Annotated in this window: 15 protein-coding genes; 9 read left to right on the top strand and 6 right to left on the bottom strand. The window is 59.9% G+C overall.

The genetic code is table 11. The features are described 5' to 3' along the window. Window positions 1-8: 8 nt before the first annotated feature. Complete coding sequence (locus tag ACP7E4_RS08425) at window positions 9-881, bottom strand: helix-turn-helix domain-containing protein (protein ID WP_426118127.1); 873 nt, start codon at window positions 879-881, stop codon at window positions 9-11. Between the two features lie 124 nt (window positions 882-1,005). Here ACP7E4_RS08425 and pobA point away from each other — a divergent pair, with 124 nt between their 5' ends. Then, window positions 1,006-2,190, top strand: a complete 1,185-nt coding sequence (gene pobA, locus ACP7E4_RS08420; protein ID WP_426118128.1) for a 4-hydroxybenzoate 3-monooxygenase — start codon at window positions 1,006-1,008, stop codon at window positions 2,188-2,190. Between the two features lie 279 nt (window positions 2,191-2,469). On the opposite strand, the gene ACP7E4_RS08415 is transcribed toward pobA, so the two are convergent. Beyond that, window positions 2,470-3,159 (bottom strand): dihydrofolate reductase family protein, encoded by a 690-nt coding sequence (locus ACP7E4_RS08415; protein ID WP_426118129.1) that lies wholly within the window; start codon window positions 3,157-3,159, stop codon window positions 2,470-2,472. A 304-nt stretch (window positions 3,160-3,463) separates the two neighbouring features. On the opposite strand from ACP7E4_RS08415, the gene ACP7E4_RS08410 reads away from it, so the two are divergent. From ACP7E4_RS08410 to ACP7E4_RS08375, 8 genes are all read left to right on the top strand, one after another. Further along, on the top strand, window positions 3,464-4,516 hold the full coding sequence (locus ACP7E4_RS08410) for an ABC transporter substrate-binding protein (protein ID WP_426118130.1): 1,053 nt from the start codon (window positions 3,464-3,466) through the stop codon (window positions 4,514-4,516). 341 nt (window positions 4,517-4,857) lie between these two features. Beyond that, window positions 4,858-5,784 (top strand): ABC transporter permease, encoded by a 927-nt coding sequence (locus tag ACP7E4_RS08405; protein WP_426118131.1) that lies wholly within the window; start codon window positions 4,858-4,860, stop codon window positions 5,782-5,784. After that, window positions 5,785-6,579: an ABC transporter permease gene (locus ACP7E4_RS08400; RefSeq protein WP_426118132.1), complete on the top strand. Its 795-nt coding sequence runs from the start codon at window positions 5,785-5,787 to the stop codon at window positions 6,577-6,579. 138 nt (window positions 6,580-6,717) lie between these two features. Further along, window positions 6,718-8,178 (top strand): NAD-dependent succinate-semialdehyde dehydrogenase, encoded by a 1,461-nt coding sequence (locus tag ACP7E4_RS08395; RefSeq protein WP_426118133.1) that lies wholly within the window; start codon window positions 6,718-6,720, stop codon window positions 8,176-8,178. A 139-nt stretch (window positions 8,179-8,317) separates the two neighbouring features. Beyond that, the gene (locus ACP7E4_RS08390; RefSeq protein ID WP_426118134.1) at window positions 8,318-9,406 is read left to right on the top strand and encodes an ABC transporter ATP-binding protein; all 1,089 of its coding nucleotides are present in this window, start codon (window positions 8,318-8,320) and stop codon (window positions 9,404-9,406) included. Between the two features lie 266 nt (window positions 9,407-9,672). Then, a complete protein-coding gene (gene gabT / locus ACP7E4_RS08385) occupies window positions 9,673-10,965 on the top strand; it encodes a 4-aminobutyrate--2-oxoglutarate transaminase (RefSeq protein ID WP_426118135.1) in 1,293 nt (430 codons plus the stop codon). Window positions 10,966-11,039: 74 nt separating this feature from the next. Further along, window positions 11,040-11,726, top strand: a complete 687-nt coding sequence (locus tag ACP7E4_RS08380; protein ID WP_426118136.1) for a hypothetical protein — start codon at window positions 11,040-11,042, stop codon at window positions 11,724-11,726. 38 nt (window positions 11,727-11,764) lie between these two features. Continuing rightward, a complete protein-coding gene (locus ACP7E4_RS08375) occupies window positions 11,765-12,256 on the top strand; it encodes an Lrp/AsnC family transcriptional regulator (protein ID WP_020289696.1) in 492 nt (163 codons plus the stop codon). Window positions 12,257-12,384: 128 nt separating this feature from the next. On the opposite strand, the gene ACP7E4_RS08370 is transcribed toward ACP7E4_RS08375, so the two are convergent. The 4 genes from ACP7E4_RS08370 to ACP7E4_RS08355 form a co-directional block, all read right to left on the bottom strand. After that, complete coding sequence (locus tag ACP7E4_RS08370; RefSeq protein ID WP_426118137.1) at window positions 12,385-13,095, bottom strand: cupin domain-containing protein; 711 nt, start codon at window positions 13,093-13,095, stop codon at window positions 12,385-12,387. Window positions 13,096-13,115: 20 nt separating this feature from the next. Further along, window positions 13,116-14,399 (bottom strand): NAD(P)/FAD-dependent oxidoreductase, encoded by a 1,284-nt coding sequence (locus ACP7E4_RS08365; RefSeq protein WP_426118138.1) that lies wholly within the window; start codon window positions 14,397-14,399, stop codon window positions 13,116-13,118. Window positions 14,400-14,549: 150 nt separating this feature from the next. Further along, window positions 14,550-15,254, bottom strand: coding sequence for an HAD-IA family hydrolase (locus tag ACP7E4_RS08360; protein WP_020289693.1), 705 nt, complete (start codon window positions 15,252-15,254; stop codon window positions 14,550-14,552). Between the two features lie 140 nt (window positions 15,255-15,394). Further along, entirely contained in the window at window positions 15,395-16,342 is a 948-nt protein-coding gene (locus ACP7E4_RS08355) for a LysR family transcriptional regulator (protein ID WP_426118139.1), read from the bottom strand. Window positions 16,343-16,403: the final 61 nt, after the last annotated feature.

Here is a 16,403-nt window from a genome sequence, read left to right as displayed (position 1 = left end):
GCATCCGCTCAACGCTGGATGCGAAAGTGCTTGGGTGACAGACCGGTGCAACGTTTGAAAAACCGCGAAAAATACGCCGGTTCGGAAAACCCCAGACGGTCGGATACCTGATTGATGGTCAACGTGGTGTAGACCAGGTCGCGCTTGGCTTCCAGCAGCAGACGCTGATTGATGATCTGCAGGGCCGATTGTTCGGTCAGGCGCCGACACAAGGCATTCAGATACGCGGCGCTGATGCCCAGTTGTTCGGCGTAACGCTCGATAGGCCAGTGCTCACGAAAGCGCACACCGACGGTGCGAGTGAACGCCTGCAAATGCTCCCGCCCACGCTCCCGGGATCGCAGCTCTTGCGGCGCCTGCTCAAGGCTCCGGCGACCCAGCCAGATGGACAGCATGGTGATCAGCGATTGAAGCATCGAATCGCGCCCGGGCTTGTGCTGAGTGTATTCATCGATAATCGCGGCAAACAGCGTATCCAGCTGTTGCCGCTGCTCGCTCTCCACGGCATGACAGGCAGCGACCGCCAGTGCCGGAGCCGCCAGCGCAGCATTCAGCTCGTCAACCAAGGGTTGCGCCAGGCTGAGGATATAGCCCTGGATATCTGCGGAAAAACTGAAGCGGTGCACGCTCAATGCCGGGATGACTTGCAGCGCAGCCGATTCCACGTGGCAAACGACATCTTCCACATACAGCGTCGCCTGCCCGGATTGCACATAAAGCAGCTGCGCCAGATCACTGTGGGCGTGAGAGCTGATCTCCCAGCCATGCAGCTTGCTGCGTTCCGGAATCGACTCGCAATGAATCAGGTCCGGCGTGGGCCAGGCGCTGGTTTCGCCGTAAAGCTTGAAGACCGGTACAGCCTCTGCGGACGGTTTGCTCATCCCGCCTCCATTGATAACAGCTATGAAAAATCCATGAAAAGCAGTGAATAATGTCTTCAATCCGTACCTTTAGCCACCAAAAATACAGGACACAAAAATAAAGCGTCTCGCAAGGACCACCCGAATGAAAACTCAAGTCGCCATTATTGGCGGCGGGCCGTCCGGCCTGCTGCTCGGACAACTGCTGCAGCGTGCCGGTATCGACAACGTCATCGTCGAGCGCAAGATCCCCGATTACGTCCTGTCGCGAATTCGCGCCGGGGTGCTGGAACAAGGCATGGTCGACCTGCTGCGCGAAGCCGGCGTCGCTGAACGCATGGATCAGCACGGCATGGTTCACGAAGGGTTCCAGGTGGCCCTGGGGGATCGTTGCGAACGCATCGACCTAAAACACCTGACCGGCGGCAAAACCGTCATGGTCTATGGCCAGACCGAAGTGACCCGCGACCTGATGGACGCTCGCGCCGAATCCGGGGCGCTCACCTTCTACGATGCGCAGAATGTCCAACCCCACGGCATGCAGACCGATTCACCTTACCTGACGTTCGAGCATGACGGCCAAAGCCTGCGCCTGGATTGCGACTACATCGCCGGTTGCGACGGTTTTCATGGGGTTTCCCGACAGTCGATTCCCGCCGAGAGGCTGGAGATCTTCGAGCGGGTTTATCCGTTCGGCTGGCTCGGTGTACTCGCCGACACCCCGCCCGTCGATCACGAATTGATTTACGCCCGCCACGAACGCGGCTTCGCCTTGTGCAGTATGCGCTCGGCCACCCGCACCCGTTATTACGTGCAGGTGGATGCCGGGGAAAAAGTCGAAGACTGGTCGGACGAGCGCTTTTGGCAAGAACTCAAGAGCCGCCTGCCCGCCCCCGTTGCAGAACGCTTGATCACCGGACCGTCGATTGAAAAAAGCATCGCGCCGCTGCGCAGCTTTGTCGTCGAACCCATGCAATACGGACGCCTGTTTCTGCTCGGCGACGCGGCCCATATCGTGCCGCCCACCGGGGCCAAAGGTCTGAACCTGGCGGCCAGCGACGTCAGTACGCTGTACCGCATCCTGCTCAAGGTCTACCGCGAAAACCGCACCGACCTGCTGGAACGCTACTCGCAGATCTGTTTGCGGCGCATCTGGAAAGCCGAGCGTTTTTCATGGTGGATGACTTCAATGCTGCACAGTTTCCCCGACCACGACGCCTTCAGTCAGCGCATTCAGCAAACCGAACTGGATTACTTCATGGGTTCGGAAGCCGGGCGCAGGACCATTGCAGAAAATTATGTCGGCCTGCCGTACGAAGAGATCGAGTGAAGTTCGCGATGCATTGCGTTGCGGCTGCTACAAAACGGCATTGAAAATCAAGCAAAAATCTCGAAATTTGTCGCTGCTCATTTCCTGACCATCGTCCGAAACGCCCGGCCCGCCGGGCTTTCACATGCTTATCCACAGACATACCCCCACTTTCCGTGGACAACTTTATTCACACGTTCAACAAAAGATTTTCAGACCCTGTCAAGGGGCTTCCTGCAAACGAATGATGCCTACCCCCTTTCGGGGTAAACAATTAACCCGCTTCATTTCAGCGCCGGATCATTCCGGGCGGCTGTATCTCAACCAGACGCCACCGCCGTCTTGCACCTCTGCCGAAATCAGCTTCAGATAGGTCGGCTGGGTCCATGCCTGAGTGCTCACCTCAAACGAGGCCGGATGCTCGCCGCGACCATCGATCAGCGGCAGGATCAGCACGCTGACCTCATCCACCAACCCCGAATTAACGAAGGCACCGCTGACATGCGGACCGCCTTCTACAATCAGACGCTTACTACCCAGCTCCCGGGAAAGCGTCTCGACGACATGCGCCAGATCGATGTCGATCTTGCCGCCAAAGATGTAGGAAACCTGAATGCTTTGCAGATAAGCGAGGTAATCGTCGGCGACGGTTTCGGCAACCACTTCGACGACATGGGAACCCAGTGCCTGATTGGTCTTCCAGGCGACTTTGCCATGGGGATCGATGGACACGGCATAGCTGGCAGCATGTCGATCAGCGAAATAATCGGTGCGGGGGATGGGCGAGAGGTTCAGGCCACGGGGGTAATCATCGCCGTGAGAAACTTCTTGCATGGTCACACGACCGCAGATCCAGGTATCGAAGTTGAAGGTTTTCGCCAACTCCTCATAGAGCTCGCCAGCAGCTTTCTTGAACGGGCGTTCCCAGCCGTCAGTCAGGGCGTGGCCATCGATGGACGACATCATGTGGCAGATGACATAAGGCTTCATGGTTCGGGCTCCGGGCATGATTCAGTGATTCGCCAAACAGCGACGCTGTAATACCGACCCGATTCAGCAACCGATAGTTCGCAGCGTTCAAGGCTGAGTAATGCTCCCTGATGCTCCGCCCGCAAGCCAGCGCAGGAGATGCTGCACATCTGGCTGAATTCGACACATTGCGCTTATTTGCAGTGAATTCGAGCCCGCTTTGGTTAGGCCGATGCCAGTACATTAAGGTTTGCAGGGTGCCGCAGAGCGACCTGAGAAAAACCAGAAATCGCCTCCAACACCTGCCAACCATTGGGAGTCCTTCATGACAAGATCCGGTATCCGCGCATTCAAACTCGCCAGCCTGGCCCTGCTGACCAGCAGTGCAAGCCTGGCGCTCGCTGAAGACATCACCTTCGTTTCCCAAGGCGGGGCGTATCAGGAAGCGCAAAGCAAGGCGATCCTCGAACCTGCGGCGAAAAAACTTGGCCTGACCTTGAAACAGGACAGCTCGCCCAAGGCATACCCGATCATCAAGACCCAGGTTGAAAGCGGCAAAGTGACCTGGGATGTGGTGGACCTGCCCACCGGCGACTGCATTCGCGGCGAAGAGGAAGGCCTGTTCGAGAAGCTCGACCTGGCGCTGATCCCCAATGCCGCGCAGTTGCCAGCGGAGGTCAAAGACGACTACAGCGTCGGCTACATCAGCTATTCCACGGTTCTGGCGTACCGCACCGACGCCTTCAAGGGCAAGCCAGTGCCCAAGACCTGGGCGGACTTCTGGGACACCAAAAAATTTCCCGGCCAGCGCTCGCTGCGCAACCTGCCGCGCCCGACCCTGGAAATCGCCCTGATGGCCGATGGCGTGGCCCCGGACAAGCTGTATCCGCTGGACGTGGACCGGGCGTTCAAGAAACTGGAAGAAATCAAGCCGCACATCGCCACCTGGTGGACCTCCGGCGGCCAATCGGCGCAGTTGATCAGCGACGGCGAAGTGGACATGATCCAGGCCTGGAACGGCCGCATCACCGCCGTGCAGGCTGATGGCGCGCCGGTGGCTTTCGACTACAACCAAGGCGTACTGGAAACCAATTCGCTGTGCGTGCTCAAGGGCTCGCCGCACAAAACCGCCGCCATGAAATTCGTCAATGAAGCCATTCATGCGAAGTTGCAGGCCGCGCTGCCGATGATCATCGATTACGGCCCGCTCAACCCGCAAGCCTTCAAGACCGGCACCATCCCCGCCGAGCGGGTCGCAAAGCTGCCTTCGGCACCGGAAAACATGTCCCGCCAGGCCTTGCTCTCGGCCAAATGGTGGGCATCTCAGGATGGCGTGAAAGCTGAAGAACGCTGGTTGGCGTTTGTGCAGAAGAAATAAGCCTGTGGGACCGGATTTATCCGGGAAGAGGACCGTACATCCACAACATTTTGGTGGTCCGAAACGGCGCCTTCCCGGATAAATCCGGTCCCACGTGTCCTGCAGCCGCCCATATAGACGGCCCAACGCAGGACATGCCGTCAGCCGACCCCATTACGCAATAAAGCGCTTTGCCACAGCGCATTTGTAGCCGCTTCATTCGCGGTCATCTCGGTACATTACAGGCTGCATGGTCCCGCAGAGCGACCGAGAATCACGCCAGCTTTCAGAATCTGCCCCTTCTTCGGGAGTCCTCCACATGACAACACCCAAGCACTGCGCACTTCAGGATGGAGGCCGATATGTCCAATGCCTATCTCGCTAAAACCTTGCCTGGCTCCGATGATCAGCCGCAGCCGCCCATGACCACTACCCACGCCCTAGCCCGGGAAGAACGCAAAGAAAACACCTCGATGCTGCTTCTGCTGGCACCCGCACTGTTCATGGTCGTGGTGTTGCTGATCCTGCCGATGTGCTGGCTGGCGTTCCAGTCGGTACAGACTGAAGAAGGCTTCTCGCTGGCCAACTACGCGCGGATCTTTCAGGAACGCATTTACTGGGACACCTTCAGCCTGACGTTCAAGATCAGCTTCATGGTGACCATTCTCTCCATTGTGCTGGGCTTCCCCATCGCCTACGCCGCCTCCCGGCTGCACGGTTTCTGGGCCAATCTGATTCTGGTCTGCGTGATCATCCCGTTCTGGACCAGCGTGCTGGTGCGCTCCTATGCCTGGCTGGTGCTGCTGCAACGACGCGGCCTGGTCAACCAGACGCTCATGGATCTGGGCATCATCGATCAGCCGCTGAACCTGATGCACAACACCACCGGCACTGTGATCGGCACCTTGCACGTCATGCTGCCGTTCATGGTCCTGCCGCTGTACTCGGTGATGAAAAAGATCCCGCAAGACTTGCTGCAAGCCTCGGAAAGTCTCGGCGCCAAGCCGTTCTACACCTTCCGCCGGGTATTCCTGCCCATGGCCGCGCCGGGCATCATGGCCGGTTCGATCCTGGTGTTCGTGATCTGCCTGGGCTTCTTCATCACCCCTGAGTTGCTCGGCGGCGGTCGCACGATTCTGGTGTCGATGCTGGTCCAGCGCAACGTCGAGCTGTATCACGCCTGGGGCGCCGCCAGTGCGGTCGGTCTGGTGCTGCTGTTCGTGGTGTTCCTGATTTTCTGGGGCATCAACCGCTTCATTCCTATCGAACGCATCCTGGGAGCGCGCTAAATGAAACTCCTCGCCAACCTGCGTCATGTGCGGCTTTCCCAGGTTCTGTTCACGCTGGTGGTCGCCGCAATCCTGCTGTACCTGATCATCCCGGTATTGATCGTGGTGCCGATGTCGTTTTCCGAAGCGCGCTTCCTGCAATTCCCGCCCAAGCAGTGGTCGTTTCGCTGGTACGAAGCGTTCTTCAACAGCGCCGAATGGATGTCGGCGGCCAAGGTCAGCCTGATTACCGCGACGGCGACCATGGTCGTCAGCCTGCCGGTGGGCATGGCGGCGGCCTACGCCATCAACAGTTCGAGCCTGCGGGTGATCCGCACCCTGCAGATCATTCTGCTGTTGCCGATGATGGTGCCGATCATCCTGATCGCCGCCGGGGTGTTCTTCGTCTATGCGCGGGTCGGGCTGATCAGCACGCTGACCGGACTGGTGCTGGCGCACATCATGCTGGCCCTGCCTTACGTGATCATCGCCTTGCTGGCCGGGCTGCGTAACTTCGACATGTCCCAGGAAATGGTCGCCCGCAGCCTGGGCATGAATCGCTTTCGCGCGTTCATGGCCGTGACGTTGCCGCAGATCAAACCGAGCCTGGTCTCGGCCACGCTGTTCGCGTTCATCACCTCGCTGGATGAAACCGTGGTGGCGCTGTTCATTTCCGGTGGCGACAACCAGACCCTGACCAAGCGCATGTTCACCGCCTTGCGCGATGAAATCGACCCGACGATTGCGGCGATCAGTTCGCTGTTGATCCTGGCATCGCTGCTGTTGGTGGTGATTGCCGGGCGCAACAAGTCATAGCCGCAAGCCCGGTCAATTCTGCCGCCAACTCCGGCAATTCAGCATTTGAACATCATTCCAGCGCCCATCTCGGCATCGGGCGCTGGCTGGACATTTTTACAATGAGTCCATCGTCCGGACCTTCAAGGCATTCTGATCATGTTGAAAAGCACACTGCGTGACCCTTCCCTGCTCGTCGAGCGCGCCTATGTCAACGGCACCTGGATCGAGGCCGACGATGGCGCCACCATCGCCGTGACCAACCCCGCCGACGGCAGCGTTATCGCTCACGTCCCGGCCTTGCAGGCCGCCGAAACCCGCCGCGCCATCGAAGCCGCCGAAAGCCGCTTCGTCACCTGGCGGGAAGTACCGGCCGCCGAGCGCGCGCGCTATCTGGAAGCCTGGTATGCGTTGATCCTGGAAAACCAGGAAGACCTGGCGCTGATCATGACTGCTGAACAAGGCAAGCCGTTGAGCGAATCCCGTGGCGAAATCGGCTACGGCGCCAGCTTCGTCAAATGGTTCGCCGAAGAAGCCCGACGCATTTACGGTGACACCATTCCTGCGCCCACCGTCGACCGCCGCATCGTGGTCCTCAAGCAACCGATTGGCGTGGTGGCGGCCATCACGCCGTGGAATTTCCCCAATGCCATGATCACCCGCAAATGCGCCCCGGCGTTGGCAGCGGGCTGTACCGTGTTGGTCAAACCCTCGGAAATGACCCCGTTGTCAGCCCTTGCCCTTGCCGTGCTGGCTGAACGGGCGGGCATCCCGGCCGGTGTGTTCAGCGTATTGACCGGCATGCCGGCCGGTGTCGGTGGCGAGATGACCAGCAACCCGGCGGTGCGCAAACTGTCGTTCACCGGTTCGACCAAGGTCGGCAAGCTGCTCATGAGCCAATGCGCCAGCACTATGAAGCGCCTGAGCCTGGAACTGGGCGGCAACGCGCCGTTTATCGTGTTCGACGACGCCGATCTGGATCTGGCGATTGCCGGGGTCATGGTCAGCAAGTTCCGCAACGCCGGACAAACCTGCGTTTGCGCCAACCGCATTCTGGTGCAGGACGGCATTTACGACCGTTTTGCCGAGCGCTTGAGTCAGGCGGTCGCGCAACTGAAAGTCGGCGACGGACTGGCCGAAGGCGTGACCATCGGCCCGTTGATCAATGCTGCGGCGGTAGACAAAGTCGGCCATCACATTGGTGACGCGCTGGAGAAAGGCGCGAGCATCGCCATCGGCGGCCTGCCACAAGGCAATGGCTTGTACGTGCAGCCAACCGTATTGCTCGACGCCACGCCAGACATGTTGCTCGCCAGCGAAGAAACCTTCGGCCCGGTGGCCCCGCTGTTCCGTTTCAAGGACGAAGCCCAAGCGCTGGCCATGGCCAACGCCACGCCATACGGGCTGGGCGCGTATTACTTCACCCAGGACATCCGCCGCGCCTTCCGGGTCGGCGAGCGTCTGGAGTTCGGCATGGTCGGGCTCAACACCGGCATCATCTCCATGGAAGTCGCGCCCTTCGGCGGCATGAAGCAATCCGGCACTGGCCGTGAAGGTTCCAAGTACGGCCTGGATGAGTTCCTTGAGGTCAAGGCCTGGCACATCGGCGGCCTGGGCTGAATACATCTGCTTGAACGTTGCCGGGCAGCAGGTCCTGCTTGCCCGGCGCATCAGAACGGCACGAACACACGCTGCGACTGTGTTCACATGGCAAGCAGATACGCCGACAGCTTCGGTGCCCTGCAAAGGAGAATGCTTCATGAATTTCACTGAAGGTTTTGAATCGGTCAGCGTCAATCAGGTCTGCAAGGACTACGGCAGCCTCAAGGCCTTGAACAATGTCAGTCTCAAGGTCGAGGCTGGCGAGTTCATGTCGCTGCTCGGTCCATCGGGCTCGGGCAAGACCACGTTGCTGAGCATTCTCGGCGGCTTCATTCGCGTCACTTCCGGAAGCATTTTTTTCGGCGAGCGCGACGTCACCCTGATGCCGCCACACAAGCGCGAAATCGGCGTGGTGTTCCAGAACTACGCGCTGTTCCCGCACATGACCGTCGGCGAAAACGTCGCCTTCCCGTTGCGCGCTCGTGGCGAAAGCGCCAGCAAGAGCCGTGACCGGGTCAAACAGGCATTGGCGACGGTTGAATTGTCCGGCTACGAAGAGCGCTCGATTGCCGCGCTCTCCGGTGGCCAGCGCCAGCGCGTCGCCCTGGCGCGGGCGATTGTCTTCGAACCCAAACTGATCCTCATGGATGAACCCCTTTCGGCGCTGGACAAACAGCTGCGCGAGACCATGCAGATCGAACTGCGCGCCCTGCACAAACGCCTCGGCGCGACCATGATCTACGTGACCCACGATCAGCGCGAAGCCCTGACCATGAGCGACCGCATCGCAATCATGCGCGGCGGCCAGCTGGTGCAGGTCGATACGCCGCGCCGCCTGCACGATCATCCCAGCGATGACTTCGTCGCCAGTTTCATCGGCGAAAGCACCCTCGTGCCGCTGCAACGCAGCGCCGGCAATGGCCTGACCCTGGGCAGCACGCCACTGCGCACCACGCGCCCGGTTCCGGCCTCCGGCGACCTGTTCCTGGCGTTGCAATCGGAGAAACTCATGCTCGACAGCGATGCTGCCGGACCCGAGTGGAACCGCCTGCGCGGGCGGATTTCCGACATCGTGTTCCAGGGCGAAAGCCTCAAGGTGTTCGTCGATCTGGAAGGCGGCCCGACCGTCAGCCTGCGCCAACCCAGCCACCATGAAGGCAACCTCAGCCTGCCGCCGATTGGCGCGCTGATGTCCATGCGTCTGCACCCGGAAGACACCATCGTGGTGCCGAGGGCGGTGGTTTAGCGGCAAAACCTGTTGGAGCGACCGGGGTGGCGATCCACCTTGCCCGCGAATCGGTATCCCAGTCGAAATAATTGTCGACTGAGCTGACGCCTTCGCGGGCAAGCCTCGCTCCAACGGTGTAATCCGCCAACAGCGAAATATTTCGTAACCCCCCTGCAAAACAGTCGATCACAGCACTGCCAACGCCAAGTTCAGCGCTTGTCACCCGCGACCAATCCTTATCCTGAGCACATCACTTGCCGAGCCCGGCGCACACGGAGATCGAGATGAATTCTGCACTGACTGAAAACCAACGCCTGCTTGCCCTGCGCGAACAGCACATTCCGCGCGGTATCGTCACCGCCCATCCGGTGGTCGCCGCCCGTGCCCAAGGCGCGGAACTGTGGGACGTGGACGGCAAGCGTTACCTGGATTTCGTCGGCGGCATCGGCGTGCTCAACGTCGGTCATAGCCATCCGCGCGTAGTAGAAGCGGTGCGCAGCCAGGTCGGGGAAATTTCCCACGCAAGCTTTCAGGTCGTTGCCTACGAAACCTATATCGAAGTGGCTGCGCGCCTCAACGCCATGATCGGCGGCGACGAGCATTACAAAAGCGTGCTGTTCACCTCTGGCGCAGAGGCAGTCGAGAATGCGATCAAGATCGCCCGGGGCTACACCAATCGCACCGGGGTGATTTCCTTTCGCGGCGGCTTCCACGGCCGCACTTTGCTGGGCGTGACACTGACCGGCATGAGCCAGCCGTACAAACAGAATTTCGGGCCCTTCCCCGCCGAGATCTATCACGCAACGTACCCAAACGCCTATCGCGGCATCAGCAGCGACGACGCCCTGGCGGAACTCGATGAACTGTTCGCCACTGACGTTGCGCCCGACCGTGTTGCAGCGATCCTCATCGAGCCGGTGCAAGGCGACGGCGGGTTTCTTGCCGCGCCAAAGGAGTTTCTGCAAGCCCTGCGTGAGCGCTGCACGAAGCACGGCATCGTATTGATCCTCGATGAAATCCAGACCGGATTTGGCCGTACCGGCACGATGTTTGGCTTCCAGCATGCCGACATCAAACCCGATCTGGTGACTGTCGCGAAAAGCCTGGCGGGCGGCATGCCGTTGTCGGGGGTGGTCGGGCGCGCAGAGATCATGGACGCGCCCACTCCGGGCGGTCTGGGCGGCACTTATGGGGGTAACGCCGTAGCCTGCGCGGCGGCACTCGCCGTCATGAAAATCTTTGAAGAAGAAGACCTGCTGGCCAAGGGTGAAGCCCTCGGCGCCCAGCTGCACGACGGCTTGCTGGCCTTGCAGAAACGCTATCCACGAATCGGCAACGTACGCGGCCTGGGTTTCATGCAGGCCATCGAAATGGTTGCCGACGACGCCCGCCAAAGCCCTGACGCGGCCCTGGCACAAACCGTCATCGACCACGCCCGCGATGCCGGCCTGCTGGTGATCAAGTGCGGCGTGCATCGCAACGTGGTGCGCTTCCTCGCGCCATTGGTAACCAGCCCGGCACAAGTGGCAGAAGCCTTGCAGATGCTCGACAGCGCAATGGCCGCCGCCAGCGCCTGACCAGCAGTTCGCCCGACCTGAACGTCGGGCGTTTTGAACGTGAAGGACCGCCACGAATCACTCAGGAGCGAACCATGAAAGTCACCCAATACCAGGCGTTGGGCTTTTCCTTCGGCACCCTGGTTGATCGGGAACGGGGCATCCTCGAAGGCCTGCGACCCTTGGCAGTGCAAAGCTTGACCACCACCAGCGACGACCAGCTGCTGGTGGCTTATCGACACATGGCCGACGAACTGGCGGCCAGTGGTTCGGATATCAGCCCGAGTGCTTTTCAGGGGCAGTTGTACCAGCGTCTGGCGCATCAATTGCATGTCATTCCCGGCTGGGACGAGAGTGTTGCGTTTAGTAGCTCCTCCGCCCAATGGCCGATTTTTGAAGACGCGCCGGGAGCCTTGCAGTACCTGAGCAAGTTCTACCGGTTGATACTCATCGCCCCACCCCACGGCATTGATGTGGGCTCGCTGCTACGCCGTTTGCCGGTGGCTTTCGATGCGATCATCGAGCCCCAGAGCGATGACTGGCACGCCAGCCTGGACACCGCGCTGCAAAGGCTGGGACTTGAACGCACGCAAATGTTACCGGTGCGCAGTACTGAAACAGATGACCCGTGGAACGAACGTGTGGATTTTCCGATATGCACCTTGCGCCGCGATCATGGCCAGCCCTGGAACAACTCACCGCAGGCGCTGGACGGCAAACGCTGTGAATACGCCAGCCTTGCCGACCTGATCCATGCGCATCAGAAGGCTTTGCACGCCTGAAGCCACGGCCCCAGATTCGACATTGCGAGAACTGAACTATGGACGCTGCAACCAAGCTGGATCGTATCGACATCAACATCCTGGTCCAACTGCAAAAAGACGGGCGCATGACCAATGTCAGCCTCGCCGAAGCCGTGGGCCTGTCCCCCAGTCCTTGCCTGCAACGTGTCAAACGTCTTGAGTCGGCCGGTTACATCAGCGGTTACGAAGCCCACGTCAATCTGGCCAAATTCGCCAACTCGGTGACCGTCTTCACCGAAGTTACCCTCTCCGATCACAAGCGCTCCGACTTCGTGAAATTCGAGTCGAGCATCCGCAATATCGACGAAGTGCTGGAATGCCACCTGATCAGCGGCGGCTACGATTATCTGGTGCGCTTCCTGTGCAGCAGCATTCAGCATTATCAGGAACTGATGGAGTCGATCCTCGACAAGAACATCGGCATCGAGAAGTACTTCAGCTACATCGTGATCAAGTCGCCGGTGATCAAAAGTACCGTGCCGTTGCGGAGTCTGGTCAGAGCGGTTTAAGTATCTGACCAATGAAAACTCGTGGGACCGGATTTATCCGGGAAGAGGCCCGTTCATTCACTGCATTTCGTCGTCAGAAATGCCGCCTTCCCGGATAAATCCGGTCCCACATGGTCCCTCCTACAGTTTCACCCCAAAATGCAATACACCTTGCGCACGGTCTCTTCGCTGCTCCACGCATTGGTCGCTCCCGCAGGTACCACCACGATCTCCCCCGCTTTGACACGATTGGCATGCCCGCGCTCCGACGTCAGGGTGACGCTGCCTTCCAGGATGTACATCAATTCGCTGTAACCCGGTTCGACCTGTTTACGGGCATACGGCTCGCACTGCCAAACGCCGATGCGCAAGTTGGAGGCGCTGAACGCCTCAGCGCTCCAGGCTTGCGGCGCCGGGGTCAGCAGCACGTTGGCCGCTGGAGGATTGCAACTCTGCAAGGTCGATAACAGATCGATTTTCACCGGGCGCGTCGGCATGTCGTTGCCCGCTGCCAAGCCTGGAAACGCCATGAACACCCGACGCAACAAACCCCGATGCTGCCAGCGAACCTTGACCCCGCGCGGCACCACAAAGCAATCGCCAGGCTTGAGTTCAAGGTCAAAACCGTCACCGCGCAGGGTCAGCTCTCCCGCTTCGACGATACCCAGTTCGGCCCAGGGGAAATCCTCGATCAGCAGATTGGCGCCAACACTGACGCTTTCGCCCACGGCATAGCCTTGCGCCGAATCGTGATAATGCACGGTCCGGCCAGCGGCCAGGGGATCGTTGTGCAGAGCAAAAGCAGCGCGGGGCAACTGACGGCGGGTATGGGGAATCGGGTAATGCAAAATCTCGGGCATGGGATTGGGCTCGCCGCGGCTCATCGGCCGATGATGTCCAGAAATTGCTGCCAGCCGGCCGCCAGACGAACGCCCGGCGCGCGGAAAGCATGCAATGGAATAGGGTTGAAATGATCGCCGGCCAATAAGCCCAACTCGACTTTTTCGCCAGCCGTCATGGCTGCCAGTTGCTTGCCCATCCAGGTCGACATGGCCACGCCGCCGCCGTTGTAACCGATGGCGTAGAAGCTGCGCTCGTCGAGCTGACCGGCATGGGGCAGATAATCCAGGGTCATGGCCACCAGACCCGACCAGCGATAAGCAATCTTCTGCTCGCGCAGTGTGGGAAAAACCACGCCCATGCTGCGCTGCAAATCGTTGAAGGCGCTGTCCGAATCACCTTTGCCAAAGGCACCGCGGCCGCCGAAAATCAGCCGATCACCGATGACCCGAAACCAGCGCAGCATGCGTTTGGTGTCGCCGCACACCTGACCGCCCGGCATGATGCCCGTGAGGATATGCGCCGGCAGCGGTTCGGTGGCGATGATCGCGCTGCGAAACGGAATCAACCGACGATGCAGGGTGTCGGTGGCCTTGGTCTGATCCGAGTAACCGTTGGTGGCGTAGATCACCTGTTTGGCGATGACCCGGCCTTGAGGCGTCTGCACGACAACGTGCTCGCCTTCCCTGCGTACCTGTTGCGCCGGGCTGTTAATGTAGAGCTTGACCCCGCGATCATGCAGGCTCTGGGCGATGCCTCGGGCGTAGTTCAGCGGATGGATGCCGCCCGCCTTGGGCGTCAGCAGTCCACCGCTAAAGATCGTCGAGCCAGTCATTTCCCGGACTTGTTCGGCGCTGATCATCACCGACGAACTGCCGCCGGTTTCGCGCTTGATCCAGTTCGCAGTGGACTCAAGACCGACCAACGCGTGGGCATTGTGCGCCGCAGCAATGTGCCCGCCCATGTGCAACTGCGCATGGGCAAGCCCGAGGCTGTCGACCATTTCCACCAGACTGTCCACAGCGGCATAACCGGTGTGATACATCTGCAGTGCCGTGTCACGACCAAAGCGCTGCATCAGGGTCGAGAAGCCGACGCGAAATTTCGGCGAAACCACCCCGCCGTTGCGCCCGCTGGCGCCCCAGGCCAGGGTATTGGCCTCGACGATCAGCGGCTCGCGCCCGCTGAGCGCGATGTGGTGCGCCGCGCTCAAGCCGGTGTAACCCGCGCCGATGATCACCACGTCACAACGCCGCTCACCCTCCAGGGATTGCAGCGCGGGTGCGGGTTGGGCGGTAGCCGCCCACAAACTGTCAGGAGTCATCGCCGGCCTCATGTCATGGAATGCAATTCGTTGAAGCGAAGCTTGCCCGCGAAGAACGATAACGCGGTGGATCTAGCCCCTCGCAGTGCCCGGTTCGCGGGCAAGGTGGATCGCCACCCCGGTCGCTCCAACAGATCCGGTGCTTTGCCGTTAACCCAACTCTTTCTCGACCGCATCGGCCAGTTGCGCCAGGGACGTGAAGTGGTAGTGCGGTTTGGTGTGCTCGGACTCCAGCGTGCCGCCGGAACCTTTCTGGGCGAAGCGCCGTTCGATCCAGCAGGTCTGATAACCCAGACGCATGGCCACGCCGATATCGTGGTACTGGCTCTGGGCAACGTGAAGAATGTTTTCGAACAGAATGCCTTGCGTCGCGAGCACGCCACGGGTGTAGGCGAAGAATTGCGGATCAGGCTTTTCGAAACGTACGTCATCGACCGTGACACGCACATCGAAGGGTTCTTCCAGGGTCTTGGCCATGTAGTCCAGTGCCCAGATCCGCGAGTTGGTAGTAGCGACCAGCTTGAAGTGCTTGTGCAGACGCTTAAGGGCTTCGACCGAATCCGGGAACGCCGGGAAGTTTTTCACTGCCAGGCTCAGGCCCTTGGCGTATTCGTCGTTATCCGGCAGACCGAGTTTGGCCGCCATCAAGTGGTAGCAACGCTCCAGATCGTCCGGCCACCAGCCCGAATCCGGGTTGGCGCGGGCTTCGCGATAGGCCTTGAGGAGATCGTCATCGCTGCACGCCTTACCCGCATCGCCTGCGACTTCACGCACATGGTTCAGGATTCCGGCTTCGAAATCGATCAGGGTACCGACGACGTCGAACGTCAGGGCTTTGAACTGCTTGAATGACATAAGGCGCTCCGCAAGATAGGTCATGAGGGTGAAGCTGTCTGGGGTCAATTATCGACCCCGCTCTCTCATGAAATATTCTGTTTTGACCTGACCTCAGGGCATAACCTACTGTTTTTTTACTCCTCGCGGCACACCTGCCCTCAATCGGCAAAATCGACCTTCGCTGCCAGCCCGAGATGCGGGTACAGCGCATCGATTTTAACGAGGTCTTCGCGCATTTCTTCGGCAATCCAGTCGCGGACATTTTCCACCACCGGGCGCACTGGACGGTTGCTGGGCGACACCAGACAACAGCGTCGCGAGGCAACCCGCACCTGATCGGCAGCCGGCAATAATTCGCCCTTCACCAGGCAGTGGGAAACCACGTTCAACCAGCCCAGGGCAACGCCTTGCCCGAGCAAGGCCGCCTGCACCACCACTGCGTAATCGGAAAACACCAGGGCGTTGTCGCTGCGCCCGGGTGCCGCGAAATCCTCGGCCCAACTGCGGTCCTGGTTGTCCATATTGATCAGGGTCGGCGGACATTTCTTGTTGCTGCTGTTCACCACATTATTGAGGTACGAAGCGTTGCATACCGGCAGGGTAATTTCCGGGACAAGCAGTAAATCCGTGGCTTTTACACTGCCGGCGTCCAGGTAGCGCATGCCCAGATCGACATCCACCAACGGCCCGCCGATGCGCCCCGACATCAACTGGTAACGCATGTCCACGGTGGGAAAGCGTTCGTTGAAGCGGCTCATGCGCGGCATCAGCCAGTGGGTGGTGAACGCCGTGGAAACCGACAGCGTAACCGTTTCAATACCCGTGGCCCGGGACTCGATTTCACTGATCGCCGACTCGATGGTGCTGAAGCCTTCCTGCACCCGGCGGTACAAAATGCTGCCGCTTTCGGTCAGCCTGGCACCGCCGCGCACCCGCTCGAACAACTGCACGCCAAGGTGTTCCTCCAGCCGCGACAACATGCGGCTGACCGCAGGCTGGCTGACGCATAATTCATCCGCCGCCCGAGTGAAGCTGCCACAGCGCGCGGCGGCCTCGAAGACGAATAATGAGCTGGAACTGGGGAGCTTTCGGCGTAGATTAGACATGACCTGAGTTTATGCCTGGCACAACTATTAGTAAATTGCCGAAATGAAAAATACGGGCTTA

Source organism: Pseudomonas sp. DSP3-2-3 (genome assembly GCF_049898225.1).
Taxonomy (GTDB): domain Bacteria; phylum Pseudomonadota; class Gammaproteobacteria; order Pseudomonadales; family Pseudomonadaceae; genus Aquipseudomonas.
The sequence above is the reverse complement of the archived record's forward strand: the minus strand, read 5'-3'. Positions and strand labels throughout refer to the sequence as shown.